Source organism: Ligilactobacillus acidipiscis (genome assembly GCF_900116935.1).
Classification (GTDB): Bacteria; Bacillota; Bacilli; order Lactobacillales; family Lactobacillaceae; genus Ligilactobacillus; species Ligilactobacillus acidipiscis.
On record NZ_LT630287.1, the window covers coordinates 1454058 to 1471908 of the forward strand.

At 38.3% G+C, this 17851-nt stretch carries 15 protein-coding genes and 1 pseudogene; 1 reads left to right on the forward strand and 15 read right to left on the reverse strand.

The features are described from left to right. Positions 1-97: 97 nt before the first annotated feature. The 8 genes and pseudogenes from tig to rpsO all read right to left on the reverse strand — a co-directional run bounded on the left by tig (position 98) and on the right by rpsO (position 10396). A complete protein-coding gene (tig, locus tag BQ5903_RS06710) occupies positions 98-1426 on the reverse strand; it encodes a trigger factor (RefSeq protein ID WP_056988033.1) in 1329 nt (442 codons plus the stop codon). Between the two features lie 168 nt (positions 1427-1594). Then, positions 1595-2788 (reverse strand): elongation factor Tu, encoded by a 1194-nt coding sequence (gene tuf / locus BQ5903_RS06715; protein ID WP_010494526.1) that lies wholly within the window; start codon positions 2786-2788, stop codon positions 1595-1597. A 215-nt stretch (positions 2789-3003) separates the two neighbouring features. Further along, the gene (locus tag BQ5903_RS06720; RefSeq protein ID WP_056988032.1) at positions 3004-3918 is read right to left on the reverse strand and encodes a hypothetical protein; all 915 of its coding nucleotides are present in this window, start codon (positions 3916-3918) and stop codon (positions 3004-3006) included. A gap of 25 nt (positions 3919-3943) precedes the next feature. After that, positions 3944-5644: a ribonuclease J gene (locus BQ5903_RS06725; protein ID WP_079579219.1), complete on the reverse strand. Its 1701-nt coding sequence runs from the start codon at positions 5642-5644 to the stop codon at positions 3944-3946. A 17-nt stretch (positions 5645-5661) separates the two neighbouring features. Continuing rightward, a complete protein-coding gene (dapA, locus tag BQ5903_RS06730; RefSeq protein ID WP_056971414.1) occupies positions 5662-6540 on the reverse strand; it encodes a 4-hydroxy-tetrahydrodipicolinate synthase in 879 nt (292 codons plus the stop codon). 12 nt (positions 6541-6552) lie between these two features. Beyond that, on the reverse strand, positions 6553-7605 hold the full coding sequence (locus BQ5903_RS06735) for an aspartate-semialdehyde dehydrogenase (protein WP_079579221.1): 1053 nt from the start codon (positions 7603-7605) through the stop codon (positions 6553-6555). Positions 7606-7727: 122 nt separating this feature from the next. Further along, positions 7728-9954: pseudogene (locus BQ5903_RS06740) on the reverse strand (polyribonucleotide nucleotidyltransferase). 172 nt (positions 9955-10126) lie between these two features. Beyond that, positions 10127-10396: a 30S ribosomal protein S15 gene (gene rpsO / locus BQ5903_RS06745; protein ID WP_010494555.1), complete on the reverse strand. Its 270-nt coding sequence runs from the start codon at positions 10394-10396 to the stop codon at positions 10127-10129. A 335-nt stretch (positions 10397-10731) separates the two neighbouring features. On the opposite strand from rpsO, the gene rpsT reads away from it, so the two are divergent. Next, positions 10732-10986, forward strand: coding sequence for a 30S ribosomal protein S20 (gene rpsT, locus BQ5903_RS06750; protein WP_010494557.1), 255 nt, complete (start codon positions 10732-10734; stop codon positions 10984-10986). Between the two features lie 58 nt (positions 10987-11044). Here rpsT and holA read toward each other — a convergent pair whose 3' ends face one another. The 7 genes from holA to rsmD all read right to left on the reverse strand — a co-directional run bounded on the left by holA (position 11045) and on the right by rsmD (position 17839). Further along, a complete protein-coding gene (gene holA, locus BQ5903_RS06755) occupies positions 11045-12076 on the reverse strand; it encodes a DNA polymerase III subunit delta (protein ID WP_056971773.1) in 1032 nt (343 codons plus the stop codon). After that, positions 12066-14222: a DNA internalization-related competence protein ComEC/Rec2 gene (locus tag BQ5903_RS06760; protein WP_172823837.1), complete on the reverse strand. Its 2157-nt coding sequence runs from the start codon at positions 14220-14222 to the stop codon at positions 12066-12068. The genes holA and BQ5903_RS06760 overlap by 11 nt, the downstream gene beginning before the upstream one ends. 137 nt (positions 14223-14359) lie before the next feature. Beyond that, the gene (locus BQ5903_RS06765) at positions 14360-14854 is read right to left on the reverse strand and encodes a ComE operon protein 2 (protein ID WP_010494573.1); all 495 of its coding nucleotides are present in this window, start codon (positions 14852-14854) and stop codon (positions 14360-14362) included. A 114-nt stretch (positions 14855-14968) separates the two neighbouring features. After that, positions 14969-15706 carry a helix-hairpin-helix domain-containing protein gene (locus tag BQ5903_RS06770; protein ID WP_010494574.1) on the reverse strand — a complete coding sequence of 246 codons (738 nt, stop codon included), beginning with the start codon at positions 15704-15706 and terminating at the stop codon, positions 14969-14971. Between the two features lie 75 nt (positions 15707-15781). After that, positions 15782-16798 carry a SepM family pheromone-processing serine protease gene (locus tag BQ5903_RS06775; RefSeq protein ID WP_056971771.1) on the reverse strand — a complete coding sequence of 339 codons (1017 nt, stop codon included), beginning with the start codon at positions 16796-16798 and terminating at the stop codon, positions 15782-15784. Then, positions 16791-17273, reverse strand: coding sequence for a pantetheine-phosphate adenylyltransferase (gene coaD / locus BQ5903_RS06780; RefSeq protein WP_056971770.1), 483 nt, complete (start codon positions 17271-17273; stop codon positions 16791-16793). The genes BQ5903_RS06775 and coaD overlap by 8 nt, the downstream gene beginning before the upstream one ends. After that, entirely contained in the window at positions 17270-17839 is a 570-nt protein-coding gene (gene rsmD / locus BQ5903_RS06785; RefSeq protein ID WP_056971769.1) for a 16S rRNA (guanine(966)-N(2))-methyltransferase RsmD, read from the reverse strand. The genes coaD and rsmD overlap by 4 nt, the downstream gene beginning before the upstream one ends. Positions 17840-17851 lie beyond the last annotated feature (12 nt).

Genomic DNA, 17851 nt, shown 5'->3' on the forward strand with positions numbered 1-17851 from the left:
AATAGTTGGCCTATAGCCAAAATTCATACGACTATAACCAAAAAATCACGGTTGTCCAACATGGATCACCGTGATTTTTTGTTTACTAAACGAAAAATTATTTTTCGTCTTTTTCAGCGTCTTTTTTGTCATCAGGCTTACGAGTTTGCTTTGCAGAATCAGCAATTTCGTCAACAACTTTTCTGATAGCAATGTCATGTTGTAACATATCGTCAGAAAGTGCGGAGCGAACAGCCTTTTCATCTAAACCATACTGATCAGCCAATTCTTTAATTTCTTTAGCAACTTCTTCGTCACTAGCTTTAACGTCTTCTGCTTTAACGATAGCTTCTAAGACGAGATTAGTCTTAACACGTTTTTCGGCGCCTTCTTCAAAACGCTTATGCAGATCATCTTCAGAAGAACCTGTTAGTTGATAATACATGTCAGCAGTAATGCCTTGTTGTTGCATGCTTGACATAAACTGATCCATTTGACGATGAACATCTTCTTCGATCATCGCATCTGGAATTTCACCGATTTTAGCGTTGTCAACTGCATAGCCAATTGCTTCGTCTTCGATAGCACTCTTAGCTTCAGAAACCTTTTTGGACTTCAAATCTTCCTTGATCTTAGCTTTTAATTCTTCTAAAGTATCGACGTCTTCATCAACATCTTTAGCAAATTCGTCGTCAAGTTCAGGAAGTTCTTTTTCTTTAACTTCATGAATCTTTGTAGCAAAGACCGCTTCTTTACCAGCAAGATCAGTTGCTTGGTAATCTTTTGGAAATGTAACTTTAGCAGTTACATCGTCACCTGATTTATGACCAACAAGTTGGTCTTCAAAACCAGGGATGAATTGGCCTGAACCAAGTTCTAATGATTGGTTGTCAGCCTTGCCACCATCAAAAGGAACACCATCAACGGAACCTTCATAGTCGATAACAACTGTGTCGCCATCAGCGGCTGGTTCATCTTCCTTCAAGACAAGTTCAGCTTGTTGTTGGCGTTTGTCTTCCAAAGCCTTTTCAACATCAGCTTTTAAGACACGTGTTGGATGAGGAGCAACTTCAAGATCTTTGTATTGACCTAATTCTACTTCTGGTTCAACAGTCACTTTAGCACTTAAAACCCAAGCAGAATCTTTCTCCATTGATTCAACATTAATTTCAGGCTGATCAACTGGCTTAATATCACTTTCTTGAACAGCTTTTGAATATTCTTCAGGCAAGATTGCATTCAATGCATCTTGATATAATGATTCTTCACCATACATTTTATTGAAAATCTGGCGAGGAACCTTTCCCTTACGGAACCCTGGCACATTCAAAGATTTTTTAACACGATTAAAGGCAGTATCTAAACCTTCCTTAATTTTTTCAGGCTGGATATCAAAGGTAAGTTTACCATTGTTTGTGCCTTCTTCTTTTTCCCATTTTGCAGACATTATTTTCCCTCCGAGCAAATAAGTTTGTACAATATGTTAATTGCATACTAAATTAGTGTAACCTACAAAAGCCGAAATGTAAATGTTTCAACGCAAAAAGTAATAATATTAACCACATTTAAAAACAAAAAAAGAGTTCGAGCAATGCCCGAACCCCTTAAAACTGTTTTAGTCGTCAATTTCAGAAACAACACCGGCACCAACAGTATGGCCACCTTCACGAACAGTGAATTTAAGACCTTTTTCAATAGCAACTGGTGAAATCAATTCAACAGTAAATGTTACGTTATCACCAGGCATAACCATCTCAACACCTTCTGGCAATTCAATCACACCAGTAACATCTGTCGTATGGAAGTAGAATTGTGGACGGTAATTTGAGAAGAATGGTGTATGACGTCCGCCTTCTTCTTTAGATAAGACGTAAACTTCACCCTTGAACTTCTTGTGTGTTTGGATCGAACCTGGTTGTGCCAAAACTTGGCCACGGATAACTTGGTCACGGTCAACACCACGTAGCAAAGCACCGATATTGTCGCCAGCTTCACCAACATCAAGTGTCTTACGGAACATTTCAACACCAGTGATAGTTGTCTTGATAACGTCGTCTCTTAAACCAACGATTTCAACTTCATCACCAATTTTAGCTTGGCCACGATCGATACGGCCAGAAGCAACAGTACCACGACCAGTAATCGTAAATACGTCTTCAATAGGCATCAAGAATGGTTTGTCAATTGGACGATCTGGAGTTGGAATATATTCATCAACGATGTCAAGTAATTCTTGAACATGTTTTTGTTCTTCTGGGTCGCCTTGTAATGCTTTAAGAGCTGAACCACGAACAACAGGAATATCGTCACCAGGGAAGTCATATTCGCTCAAAAGATCGCGAACTTCCATTTCAACCAAGTCAAGTAATTCGTCATCGTCAACAAGGTCTGTCTTGTTCAAGAAGACAACGATGTATTCAACACCAACCTGACGAGCAAGCAAGATATGTTCACGTGTCTGTGGCATTGGGCCATCAGTAGCGGCAACTACCAAGATAGCACCGTCCATCTGAGCGGCACCAGTGATCATGTTCTTAACATAATCGGCATGTCCTGGGGCATCAATATGAGCGTAATGACGTTTTTCAGTTTCATATTCAATATGTGAAGTATTGATTGTGATTCCACGTTCTTGCTCTTCTGGAGCAGCATCGATAGATGCATAATCCTGGAATTCTGCCACACCTTTGTCAGATTCAGATAAAACTTTAGTAATAGCAGCTGTTAAAGTTGATTTACCATGGTCAACGTGTCCGATAGTACCAATGTTAACATGCGGCTTTGTTCTTTCGTAATGTTCTTTTGCCATTAATACGAACCTCCTGTGATTTTACAAAGAAAACCCGCAATAATTTGCCGATAATCCTTTGATTTTAATTATACTACTTCTTCCCTCTAATTCCAAGCATCAAGAGACACTAGCAACCGAAGATATTGAAGAATCCTTGAATTATTATATAGATACAATATCTATTTGTAAACACTAAAAATCGAAAATATTCAAGATTTTTTATCTTTTTTAAATTATTTTGAGCTTGGACCCCATTCGGCAATACTTTTTTCTAACTTTGTCGCGATCTGTGCATAACTTTCGGTAGCTTTTAAAAACTGCTGCTCGTTTAATAAAACGTGATACCAAAGGTCCTGCTTTTGTTCTACTTCTAAAAAATTAGGATAGAGTATCATTAGTTTTAAAGTTATCTCATCTAAAATCTGCTGTGAAAGATTTGTTGGACGCGAAGTATCGCCTAATATCAGCGCAGCATAACTTTGAAAAGCTTCAGTTTGCTCAAGACCCTTAAGCTGTTGTGGAATAAGCCTCATCTTACCGTTCAAAAAAGACTGAAAGTCAAATTCCTCCCGAACGTTTAGTAAACGTAAATCATTTAAAAACGATGTCCGCACTATTGGATGGACATTTTTATCTACTAGTACATCTTTAACTACCACAACAAAATCTTGATACGATAATGCAGCTGCCTTTTTTGCCACAGTCCGCTGTTTAAGCGGCTCCAAAGCTCCCAAATAATGCAGTTGCTTTTTTAACTGCGCAATATCAACTATTCCTTGTTGCTCAAAAAGTTCAAATTCGAAAGATAGTGTCGAATAGAATAACTGACTTTCACTAGCAGTCAAATAAGGCTTTAAGCTTTCAAGTAATTGGTAGACCTTAAGACTTTTTCCAGCAAAAACTGCCACGTGAATATAAAAAACCAGTCGTTCGTCTTCAGCTAAATAACTATTTATATATTCTTGTGCAAATTCCAATGCAACTGAATAATCTTTCAAACCTGCTAAAGCTTGAACTAAGAAAAAATTCCCACGCGCAGACTTTTTAGTCAAGTACAGTTTGGAAAAAAGATCTACTGCAAGTTGGTAATTTTTTTCATGCAGCGCTGTCTCGGCTTGAATTTGCAGTTTTTTTCTGTCATCCTTCATTAATTTCTGTCACCCAAACATTCGTTTACTTGGAAGCTTGCTTTTTCTTTTTATAATGACGGTGTTGATTAACCTCCATGATGATTGGCAATATCACTGGATGGCGATGCGTTTGTTCATAAAGATAGTGGTTTAAGTTTTCCCTGATATCTTGTTTCAGGTGGCTCCAATCAAATTCTTTATTATCTAAATTATTTTGGACTACCTTTTTAACAATCTCGCCACTTTCAGTCATTAAGTCTTTACTTGCTTTAACAAAGACAAAGCCGCGAGAAGTGATTTTAGGTGTATCAATGATCCGATGCTTTTTACGGTCGATCGTGACCACAGCTATAAAGATCCCATCGTCAGAAAGAACCTTTCGATCACGCAGCACAATATTGCCAATATCGCCAACTCCACTGCCGTCGATCATTGTATTACCAGCTTCAATAGACGATGCCATGATCATTTTACCCTTGTCATACTCCAAAAGATCACCGTTTTTTAGCAGAAATATATTCTGTGGCTTGATACCGACTTGCTCGGCAGATTCAGCATGTGCAACCAACAAGCGATATTCACCTTGAATTGGTACAACATATTTAGGCTTGAGTAAGTTGATCAACAACTGTAGATCACGCTTACTTGCATGGCCAGAGGAATTATATTCATCTGAAATAGCCTTTACTTCTGCGCCAGAACGATAAATCATATCACGAGTTTTAGCGACTTTTGTATCCATTGCATGTGATGGCGTTGTCGTGATAAACGCTAAGTCGCCATCAGACAGATTGATGCCCTTATATTTACCAGTTGCCATCCGATACAAGGATTTCAATGGTTCTCCAGCACGACCAGCCTCCAATATGACTAATTGCTCAGGAGCATACTTACTCATATCAGCAGGTTTGATCAATAGATCCTTTTTGGGTAATTGGAGCTTCTTCATCTTCAAGGCAGTATTAATTACTTTCTCGGCATCAAATCCTGTTAGCGTGACCTTACGTTCATTAGCAGCGGCAGCATCCAAAACCTGTTGCACACGCATTAAATTAGATGCGACACAAGCCACAACTACGCGCCCCTTGTGATATTCGAACGTTTCACTGATCAAATCAGCAATAACATGTTCATCAACAGGTTCAGATGGATTTTCCGCATTGGCTGAATCACTTAATAAAGCAATGACTCCTTCTTTACCGATTTCAGCTAACCTGCCAAAATCAGTCCGATAACTGTCAGTAGCTGTTTGATCGAACTTAAAATCACCTGTATAAACTATATTTCCTTTATTTGTTTTAATAACTATTCCCAAAGACTCGGGAACTGAATGAGTGGTACTAAAGAATGAAACCGTTGCGTTCTCAAAATCGATTTCAGTATCAGCATTTGTTACGTGAAAATCATTAAATTTCTTTGAACTATCCTCATTTTCACATACGATCTTAGCCAATGCGATCGTAAATTCTGAGCCAAAAACAGGAACATTAAATTCACTCAGAAAGTACGGCAAAGCACCAATTGCATCTGCATGACCGTGGCTCAAAAAAACACCCACGATTTTCTCTGAATTCTCGCGCAAGTAATCGAAATCGGGGATCACGGTATCGATCCCAAGCAATTCATTTTCGGGATATTTTAAACCACAATCCAAAATAAAGATTTCATCTTTAATTTCAACGATATACATATTCTTTCCGTTTTCTCTGACACCACCTAGTGCAGAGATCTTTATTTCACTCATTTTTTCACCTCACTTAATTATTCTTGACTTAAAACTTTTTCTAAAAAATCTTGTTGTTCATCATCCAATGGTAAAATCGGCAATCTTGGATCACCTACCAAAATATTTCGCTCGTTCAAGGCAGCTTTCACGGGTGCAGGTGAAGGCAGGCGGAAAAGAGCCGCGACCTTTGGAATTAAAATTCGCATATTCTGGCCTGCTTCACTAACGTTTCCACAGTCGACATCCCGATACATTTGAGCCATTTCATTACCAAATATATGACTCGCAACTGAAATAATACCTGCCCCACCGAGAACCTTGACTGTTAGAGCATCCTCATCTTCACCAGAATAAACCAAAAAACCCTCTGGTGCATTTTGGATCAATACGGCCAGGTCAGCTGCTCCCGTACAATTTTTGACACCGATTATATTGGGATGTTCAGCTAGTTTCAGAACTGTGTCCACACTCATTTTAACACCTGTTCTCCCTGGAATATTATAAATCACGATCGGGATCTTACTTGCATCAGCGACCATGGTAAAATGTGCGATCATTCCAGCCTGATCAGGCTTATTATAATAAGGCACGACTACCAAAAGAGCAGACAAGTCTGAATAATTCGATATTTTTTGGACATCAGCTACCGTTGCGGAAGTACTATTACTGCCAACACCGGCAATGATAGGAACTCTATCGTTAACGATCTTTATAGTTTGTTGAATCATTTCTTCTTTTTCAGCCACGCTCAGATTTGGCCCTTCTCCGGTCGTACCATTGATCAAAACGCCCTGTGTACCATTTTTCAACAAATATTCAAGCAGAGATTTTAAACGTGTAGTGTCAAGTTCATCGTTTTCATTGTAGGGGGTGACCATAGCGGTAATAATTTGAGCAAGTTTTAAATTTTTCATTATATCTTCCTCTCAATTATGCGGGATCTGCAAAAGATTCATCCGGTCTAACGACTCTGCACTTTGAACAGAGTTCCAAGCAGCACCCTTCAATAAATTATCTGCAACACAATACAGATGAAAGGCGTTCTTTTGCTCACCATCGGCCCGGACCCTGCCGACAAATGTCTCCTTTTGGCCTGCTGCTTGAACTGCCTGTGGAAAAATCTGCCTTGTTGGATCATCGCGTAAAATAACTCCAGGTGCTTCAGACAACAGTTGCTGCAACTTAGCAACTGTTGCTCCATCCTGTTTCAATTCAAACCAAACTGATTCTGAGTGCGAAATAGCAACTGGGACCCTAACACAAGTAGCTGTGACCTGAATATCCTCATCATCCATGATTTTTTTGGTTTCATGGATCATTTTCCATTCTTCATGGGTATATCCACCATCTTCAAAAACATCGATTTGAGCTAAAGGATTAAACGCAATTTGAAAATGTTTGTCTGCCCCTGCGACAGGTAAGATCTCAGCCTTGGGCTCCTCACCATTTAAAACTGCCTTGGTTTGCGTGTACAGTTCTTGGATAGCCCGATTACCCGCGCCAGAAACAGCCTGCATAGTCGTAACAATAACTTTTTTTAGCCCAAATTCTTGGCGAAGCGGCTCCAATGCCACGACCATCTGGATCGTTGAACAGTTAGGATTAGCGATCAATCCCTGGTGCTTGGTCAAAGCTTGTTCATTAACTTCAGGAACAACTAAGGGAACGGAAGGGTCCATCCTAAAAGCGCTCGTGTTATCAATTACTACCGCACCTCTTTTAACAGCTTCGGGTGCCAGTTTTTTAGAAACACTGCCTCCTGCCGAAAAAAAAGCTAAATCCACGTCCTCAAACGAAGCCGGAACTGCTTCTTGAACTTGCAAATTTTTAACAGCAAATTTAAGCACTTTCCCAGCAGATCTCTGAGAGGCTAACAATTTAACATCCGCTATTGGTAAACTAGATTGTTCTAGCATTTTTATGATCCTTGTTCCAACAGCACCAGTCGCTCCAACAATAGCAATATTATATCCAGTCACAAGTTATCCCCTCTTTGTCTTATTTAAGCTCCTATTATAGCATACTTATAGGCATTCTTTGTACTAAAAGGGCAAAATCACAACTACAAACGATTTCTTCGAAAAAACTGCGTAGTTTCCTATCACTTATCTTTTTGTTTGATTACAAATTGCGGAGCTTTTTTATGTTGAGTATGCTGGAAGGACTGCTTGTTTTTATTCCTGACATCTCGCCGACTGCTAGGTTGCGAAGAATCGGAAGCTACGGCTTTATTTTCAATAATAGCCCTGTGAGAGGCTTTGATCCTGTCATGCATATCAACTTCAGTGATTTTAACTTCCATTTTTTCTCCCACAGAGACAACATCTGAAACTTTATCAACATGTTGTTTTGCTAGTTGTGAAATATGAACCAAGGCCTGCTTATTATGGAATAGTTCCACGATTGCTCCAAATTTTTCAATACGTATAACTGTCGCTTCGTAAATCTCACCGACCTTAACTTTCTTAGTTAATATCCGAATAATGTCTTCAGTGCGGTCGATCTTGTTTTGTTCGCTTGACATAATGCGAACAGTACCATCTTCATCAATATCAATTTTGACTCCAGTTTCATCAATGATCTTATTGATCGTTTCGCCGCCTTTACCGATAACTACCTTGATCTGATCTTGATCGATCTGCATGGTTTCAACCTTAGGGGCATACAAAGAAAGGTGTTTTCTTGGTGCAGGGATCGTTGTTTCTATCACATCTAATATCTCTAAGCGTGCTTTTTTAGCTTGTTGTAATGCTTGACTTAAAATATTCCGATTTACACCATCGACCTTGATATCCATTTGTAAAGCAGTTATTCCCTGTTTAGTACCAGCAACTTTAAAGTCCATATCTCCTAAGTGATCTTCTATCCCTTGAATATCTGTCAAAATGGTATAGTCTTGTTCGTCTTTGATCAGACCCATTGCGATCCCGGCAACCGGTGCTTTGATAGGTACACCTGCAGCCATTAACGCCAGAGTGCCCGCACAAATACTAGCCTGTGAGGAAGAGCCATTCGATTCCAAAACATCGGCCACCAAGCGGATCGTATATGGAAAATCAGCTGTCGCAGGTATAACCGGCTTCAACGCCCGTTCTCCTAAAGCACCATGACCGATTTCCCTACGGCCGGGTGCTCTCATTCTACCCGTTTCACCTACTGAAAATTGGGGAAAATTATACTGATGAATGAAGTTCTTGATTTTTTCTTCTTCTAAATCATCGATCGTTTGTCCCTCAGACATCGGAGCTAAGGTTAACGTCGATAAAACTTGAGTTTGCCCTCGCGTGAACAACCCCGAACCGTGAACTCGCGGAATATAATCAATTTGAGCAGTAAGTGGGCGGATTTCATCGCATGCTCGATGGTCTGGACGAACTTTATCTACTGTGATCAATTTTCTGACGATTTTCTTTTCAAGATCGTCTAAAATATCACTGACTTCTGCTAAATCAGCACCATTTTTTAGGAGTTCATCTTCTCCAGCAACATCGTAGTGCTCTAAGATCATATTTTTAACAGCTGCAATATTTTGATCGCGTTCTTGTTTATCATTCGTCAAAATTGCTTCTTTCAACGCATCTGTCGCTTGATCAGCTAATTCACTTTCCAGTTGCTTATCCGGTTTTTCGACAACGAAACTCCGTTTAGTCTGCCCTATTTCAGTAATAATTTGTTGTTGAAAAGCACAAAGTTTTTTAATTTCTTGTTCGCCAAATTCTAAAGCATCTAAAACATCGCTTTCCTCAACTTGATCACAGCCAGCTTCAACCATGTTAATACTAGCTGCAGTTCCGGCAACAGTAATATCTAAGTCAGAAGCCCCCTGCTGTTCTTTTGTCGGTGCAATAACAAAATGATCGGCAACGCGCCCAACTTCAACAGCTGCTACTGGCCCACCAAAGGGTATATCTGAAATACCCAAACAAAGCGAACTACCTATCATTGCAGCCAAAGCAGGAGAACAGTCGGGCTCTGCACTTAAAACTAAATTGGTTACTTGAACTTCATCTTTAAATCCTTCTGGAAACAGCGGTCTAAGTGGTCGATCGATCATCCGCGCTATTAAAGTTGCGCCGTCACTAGGTTTACCTTCACGTTTAATAAAACCGCCAGGGATCTTGCCTGCTGCGTATTTCTTTTCCTCATAATTAAATAGTTAACGGAAAAAAATCCGCATCAATAGCAGCCGGTTTACTAACTACCGTCGACAATACTGTTGTGTCGCCAAAACGAACGAGAACTGCTCCATCGGCTTGCTTAGCAACTTCGCCATTTTCAATTGTTAAATCGTGTCCTGCTAGCTTGATCGTGTATGTACTTTTCACCATACTTGAGTTCCTCCCAAATTTAAGTCAGTAAATTATAAAAATTATACTTACAGTATACATTTTTGGAAACGCTTTTGCAGTCTATGTTGCCGATTTATTTTTTTATGCTAAAAATTTTTGAACAAAAAAAGAGCGAAAACCAAAAAACGATTTTCGACCCTTTGAGAATATATTAACGACGTAAACCAAGACTCTTGATCAAGTCACGGTAACGATGAATATCTTCATTGCGCAAATAAGCTAACAAGTTACGGCGATGACCAATTTTCTTAAGCAAACCACGTTGTGATGCATAGTCCTTCTTGTGTTGACTGATATGTTCATTCAGTTCATTGATATCAGCTGTTAACACTGCGATTTGAACCTCAGCAGAACCTGTATCGCCTTCATGACGAGCATATTTCTGCATAATTTCATTTTTCTTGTCTTTTGAAATTGCCATTGTGATCTCCCACCTTTCACTTTTTTATCCCCTAAACCGTGTCAACCGGCGGTGAGCACCGTGAAAACTCAGTCCAAGGCAAGTGCTTTGAATAGCACTGTTATTAACTTACTAAAAAAACCGTTTATTTGCAAGTCATTTTCTAAAAAAATACGTTATTTTTGTATGTTTAAATAATAATTTACCACGAATTTTCTTGAAAAATTCAAAGACTGTCAAGGTTTTTTACTTGATATTGACGATTTTTATTGCAAAGTCTTTATTGCCCTTGTATAATTATTGATGTTAAATTTAAATGATTACCTAATGGAATCACAACAAGTGAGGTGACTTCGATGCCAATTATTAAATCCGCAATGGAACGTGTTAAAACAAACGAAAAAGCTAGTGTTCGTAATTCTGCTCAATTAAGCCAAATGCGTAGTGCAGTTAAAAAGTTTGAAACTGCCAAGACAGCAGGGGCTGATAATGTTGAAGAATTATTCAACCAAGCAGTTTCTGCAGTTGATAAGGCTTATTCAAAAGGCTTGATCAAAGCTAATAAAGCTGCCCGTGATAAATCAAGAATGGCTGCTCGTTTAGCTAAATAAAACTGTAAAAAACGTTACTCAAAGTTGAGTAACGTTTTTTATATGCTTTGATCAGCCGTCATGCCACACTGCGATGTTGACTAAAGTTCAACAAAAAAAGTTGAAATAATAATTCTGGGTCGATCGAAGAAGACTTCATTTTTTCTTCAACATGCACTAGTCCTATATAAGCATCCTGCAGGTCTTTTCGCTTGAATTGGCGATTTTTGCGCAAAGCCAACTTAACTCGATATGGGTGTGCCTTTAACTCTTTGGCAACACTACCTTGATCATAGCCGTGCTCACGCAAAATCATTGCTTGCAGCATCAATCTAAATTGTCCTTCTAAAATCGCATTGATCTTCAAAGGCTCTTCTTTTTGCAATAGCAGATCCCGATACATTGACAACGCATCCTTGACATTGCGTTTCAAGACCAAATCTACCAAGTCAAAAACATTTTGCTCAAATGACCGCGCAACCAACCCGTCAACGTCACTCCAAGAAATTATTTTACTTTCTTGTGCTGCTAACAACAATTTTGGCAGCTCATTCATTATAGAAGTCAATTCTGCCCCAGTTCTCTCTAACAACAGGTCAAGTGCGTCTGAGTTCAGTTGATAACCCTTTTTTTGTAAAACAGAACTGACAAAACTCCTGACCTCTCTTTCTTTTAAAGGCTGACAATCAACAAATTCAGCAACTTTCCGTAATTGCTTGGTCAATTTTTTACGTTCGTCTAATTTTGGATAAGGGACAGTAAAAACCAAAATGGTTGCTGTTTCAGGATTTTTCAAATATTTAAGCAATCCATTAAGGTCATGATCAAGTGAATTCTTTTGTCGCATACCAGTTAAAAAATATGGTCGATCAATGATCACCAACCGATATTCACCAAAAAAGGGCAAGGACATGGCATCGTTTAAAGCCACTGATAAATTAACGACTTCCATATCATAGCGTCCTATATTAAATTCTTGTTGATCAGCAGGAATCAAACTCAATAAGAAGTTTTTGAACTTGTCTTGTAAATAGTTTTCAGTTCCTAAGGAGACATATACCGGGGCTATTTTCCCATTACTGATATTTTTAATGGCTTCCTCAACTTGCATGTTTGACCTTCTTCTCTTCGTTATTATTGTTATTAAATGTTTGCACACTAAAATTTCCTTTAAAAGTAGTTCTGATTTTGATCATACCACTTTTAGCAGTCACCAAATAAGGTACCGCAGATTTTTGTAAAGTAAGCAATGTTTCTTGATCTGGGTGGCCGTACCTATTATTTCTTCCAGCTGAAATTATAGCCAATTTTGGTTTTAAATGTTCAATAAAATCTGGTGCGCTAGCTGTCTTACTTCCGTGGTGACCAGTTTTCATAATATCAGCGGTTAACGATGGATACTTTTGAATAACTTTTAGTTCATTTTTTTGGTCCAAATCACCTGTGAACAAAAACTTCTTGCCATAAAGCTGATATAAAAGAACTAGAGAGTCCTCGTTTTTTCCAGCGCCGCTTTGAAAGGGATGTAAAATTTGGATCAAATCTAGCCCTTTTCCTGGATATGCTTGATCTGTGACCGCCTTGACAACATGCGGATCAACGTTAGAAATAAGCAACCGTCTTTGAAAACTAGCCAGTTTTTCCATTCCAGCCGGGATCATCAGCTGCTTAACCGTAATATTTTTACTAATACTAGGAAAATTACCTACATGGTCGGTATCTTGATGGGTCAAGTATAGTCGGTCGATCCGAGAAATTCCCTTACTGTGTAAATAGTTTACCACAACCGTTTCACCATTCGTCCTGCTATTTCTAATTTGCCATTTTTCCGTATTAAAGGTTAATTTACCACCTGTATCTATTAGATATATTTGTTTGTTAAAGCGAGTTTTTATTAGTGAACAATCGCCTTGACCGATATCAAAATAAGTAACTTCATTTTCAATTGGAAAATGAATCACACAAAAAGCAATAGTATATGACAAAATTAAACAGACAGTAAGTTTAATTTTTTGTTCAGTTATTTGATAAAATAGCATCAAAGTCAGCCAGATAAAGACAAATAAAACCGGTGGTTTACCAAAAATTATTGTACCTGGTAAATCAGAGCTCCAACCGAAAAACCATTGCAAAACGATCAATGCTTGATTGCAGACACCCCTTAAAGGCGAAAAAAATGTTCCTATAATAACAACTGGGAAAATAAACCAATCAAAAATTGGTCCGATCATGATCGACAACGGTATTGTCCAAATATTCCAAGTATAAGTGTGCCATAAAACTAATGGGATCGTAAACCCGCCCATTTTTAGCCCAACTATAAATTGATTTTTATGATGATCAAGTAATAATATCAGTGTCAATAAATAACTGAGCTGGGCGCCAAGTGAAAAAATGGCGGCAGGAGTCACTATTAAATTTAACAGCAAGACCAACGACCATGTTTCAATACCAGTCAAGGGTACCGAGCTAAAGCGACGACTAAAAATGTGTAACCATGACATTAAAAGTGACCGTAACAGGCCTAGTGACCCGCCGCCAATGATCCCATAGATCGGCAAAATGAACAGTAATAAGATATCTGTGTTTTCCTGAGTGACCCTCATCTTTCGAGTTAAATATCTGATAAGATTGACCAAATAGTAAACATGCATCCCAGACAAAGTAAATAAATATAAAAGGCCTAGTTTGTTGATTTGATCCATGGACTCTTGGAAGCTTTCACTTTGATAGCCAATCAATAAAACTTGAGTAAACCACCCTAGCGGCTGGGAAATCTTTTCTAAATGGTCGATCATTTTTTTACGTAAAACATGTAGGTAAGAGCTAAATCTGTACTTGATCCCCACATTTCCTAAAACCGGTAAGACAGTCATCTTTTTAGCTTGCAACTCATTTGAGATATTTTTGGTTAACATAAAACGCCGGAAATCAAATTCATTCTCATTCGTGGGTCCTTTGATTGAATCTACATTTCCTGTGGTCTCAGCCACAAAAGGAACTTGTATTTTTTCAAATTCCTCTTTTTCTTTTTTGGAATGAAAACGATAATAGACTAAAATATCCTGATTTTGTCCCAGCCGCTTGGCTGAAAACTTTAAAAGGTCACCATTTATTGTAAACTCGTCAGGTTCTACAAATAACTTGGAATTTACTACACTGATCTGTTCTTTTTCAGTTTGCTGCTGTATCTTTTGTTGCCACAAATTAAGATAACAAAACGAAGTCAAGCAAATAATCAGACTAAACACAAACATTTTTGTGACTTTTGTTTTCCAAATTCGGTACTGCAATAAAAGTAATAGTAAAAACCATAAAATAGAATGCGCAAAAAAAGCGAAAGTCAAAAATAAAACATCAAGACTGAAAAGAAAGAAACAATACTGGCGCGTTATTAACTCTCCTGCTCGTTAAAATGCTCATTATTAAAAAGATCATTCAAGTATTTTTTATCGATTTCAACATGCTGAACTGCAACCTTTTTTCTTTCTAATAATGAAACTGCATATGGATCATTATGATAGTTTCGTAAATAATAAATTTTACGAATACCAGCCTGCAATAGCATCTTTGTACATTGCAAACAAGGAAAATCAGTTACATATATTTCTGCTCCATCACTTGCTACACCAAATTTTGCACATTGCAAAACAGCATTCATTTCCGCATGGATCGTCCGGACACAATGTCCATCGACCAAATAGCAATCTTCATCTATACAATGTACATCGCCCGAAACAGAACCGTTATATCCACCAGCAATTATTCTCTTGTCTCGGACCAAGATTGCACCTACTGAAAGTCGCTTGCAAGTACTTCTTGTAGATAGCAAAACAGCCTGTGTCATAAAATACTGATCCCAGGGGATCCTCTCTTTAACTTTAACCATAGCAAAGCACTCCTAATTATTTTTGAAACAATTATAACATACCGGCTTCTTAATTTTTGACAAATTTAAAGTAACTTTTTATATCTCACTTTAAATTGATTAAAAATACGAGCATTAGTTGACAGTAATTTGATCGGCTAAGCTTTCAAATATCTTATCCCCGATCCCTGAAACATTTTTTAGGTCATCAATTGTCTTAAAGTTACCATTTTGTTGCCGATAAGCAATTATCTGATCTGCTTTTTTATCTCCAATACCATTCAACTCTGTCAATTGTTCTTTAGTCGCAGAATTTAGATTGACCTTTGAGCCCGATTTTCCAGCAAGATCCTCATTTGCGTCGGTTGTCTCTGCTGCAGATCTCTCACTTTCATCCACTTCATTTTCTTGGCTCTGTCGAATTAAAACTGGACTATTGACCTGAACTTGCTCTCCGATAGCAGGTATATAAATCAACATCTGATCAGTTAATTTATGAGCCAGATTCACTTGATCGAGATCAGCATTTTTAGTGACTCCACCTGATTTTTCAATCACTGCGTCTACTCTTTGGTCTGCCTTGATCGTGACCACTCCGGGGTGAACTACCGCTCCTTTAACGTCCACTCTGATTTTTTGTTGACTATTTGTCTCTTCATTAACCGACATTGTAGATACCAATTGACTCGAACTGCTATTTTCTCCTAGTTCATAATTCGATTGTGACTGACCTTGTACTTGCATGTCACCCCCATTAATGGACGAAGTTGCCTTGATCCTGGGCAACAACAAAACTGATAAAATTACAATACTAATAACTATGAGAAATATCTTGTCCTTGTGCTCTTCCCAAATTTCATTTATCTTTTCCATAGGCATTGTCCTTTCCAAACATAAATACGCAAAAAAGAGAAATTTGTGCTACAAATTTCTCTTTTTTCTACGTATTTATTTGTTATTTTGCAGATAAGACACTGCTTGATTCACATTTTTAACAGGAACAATTTTCATATTAGAATTGATTTCTGTCGCAGTCTTTTTTGCCACCAAATAGTTATCTTGTTTGCCTAACTTCTGATTGTTAGGAGCAAAAAATATTTCTGCTTTAGCTTTATTTGCGGACACAACTTTTTGCTCAATACCACCAATTTGCCCAACGCTGCCATCAGACTCGATCGTACCCGTTCCAGCGACTTGTCTGCCTCTAAGCAAGTCTTTGTGACTAAGCTGAGTATACATTTGCAACGTTAACATCAAGCCGGCAGATGGTCCGCCGATCCCCTCCATATTAGCAGTGATCGGTACATCACTTGAAGTCTTGACCCTGTCAGTTAATGTGATCCCCAGACCATGTCTGCTGCTATTCGGTAAGCGAATCAACTTGCCTGCAGTATTTTTTTGTTTTTTGCCCCGAAGATAAGTTAGCCGGACCTTCTGATCTGGAGAGATTTGTTTGATTGCTTGAATGTACTCATATGAATTATTATAATGTTTTCCATTTACCCGTGTGACTACATCACCGACTCTTAATTTATCTGCAAAATTCGAATCTTTAAGTACCGACATTACGTAAAGTCCTATATACCGTCTTTTAACATCAGCCCCTGCCATCGTTAACGAACGATATTTAGCTTCAGCGATAGAAGATGACATATAATAAGTTTGAATACGTTGCATTTCTTTATCACTATAATTACCGACTTCTTGTTGCGCAGGCACTCTGTCGGCATATTTATTGGCAAAACTAAGTACCCACGTGACTGGAGTTGCCTTAACTTGTTTGACATAAACCAACATAAACTTTCCTGGCGTATTATCTCTGTGTCCTTTGACCTTGACATAAGAAGAAGTATCCTGGGCAGCTCCTGGTGCATCAATGTATACTGGCAATGGCAAAAAAAGAGCTATCAAAAGCGCGCTCACAGCAAGCAGATGCCATAGTTTAAATTTTATTTTTTTATTCATGAGCCCACTTTTTTTGAAGAGACTTAGCAACATTAGCCGGAACAAATTGAGAAATGTTCCCATTAAATTGACCGACTTCTTTGATCATACTCGATGACAAAAACGAATATTCAGGTCGAGCCAACAATAAGACTGTTTCTATCTCTGGATCCAAGCGACTATTCATTGCAGCAATCTCACGTTCGTATTCAAAATCCTTAACATCACGCACACCACGAACCAAAATAGAAGCATTTAAACGACGCATAACGTTAACAGTCAAGTCTGATTCCACAGCAACGACTTCAACGTTATCTATCTCAGCAACATCCTCTTGAATCAAACGCAGCTTTTCGTCTGATGAAAACAAAGGTTTCTTCGAGGTATTTGTCATGATAGCAACAATGATCTTATCGTACATTTTAGAAGCTCTGAAAATTAAATCTAAATGACCATTGGTTAAAGGATCAAAACTTCCAGGAAACAAAGCTATCATTTTAAATCTTCACCACCATTATATTCATAGTATGTCAATTCTGTTATTCCATAATCAACTTGCTTGAGTAAATCAAAATCGGCTAATTCAACTGGCAAATGAGCATTCTGATCAGTTTCGCACACAATAACAGCATTCTTCGCTAATAACTGCAGCTTGACTAATGTCTGGATCATTTTAACAATCTTTTGCTCACGATATGGCGGATCAAAAAAAACATAACTAAATTTCTCCTGCTTTTCAGCCAAAGAATTTATGATTTTGAAAGAATCGCCCTTCACTACAGAAAAGCGCTGAGGTTCTTTTGTTAGTGCAACATTTTCATTAATCGTTTTGATTGCCTGATAAGAACGATCTATCAAAATCGCGTGGTCCGCCCCACGCGAAACTGCCTCGATCCCAAGTGCACCGCTGCCAGCAAAAACATCTAACACATGTCCGCCATCAAAATAAGGGCCAATAATATTAAACATGGATTCCTTCACTTTATCGGTAGTCGGCCTAGTCTTCATTCCATTGACGGCTTTTAGCCTTCTGCCCTTATAATTTCCTGCAACTACTCTCATCTTTTTCTCCAA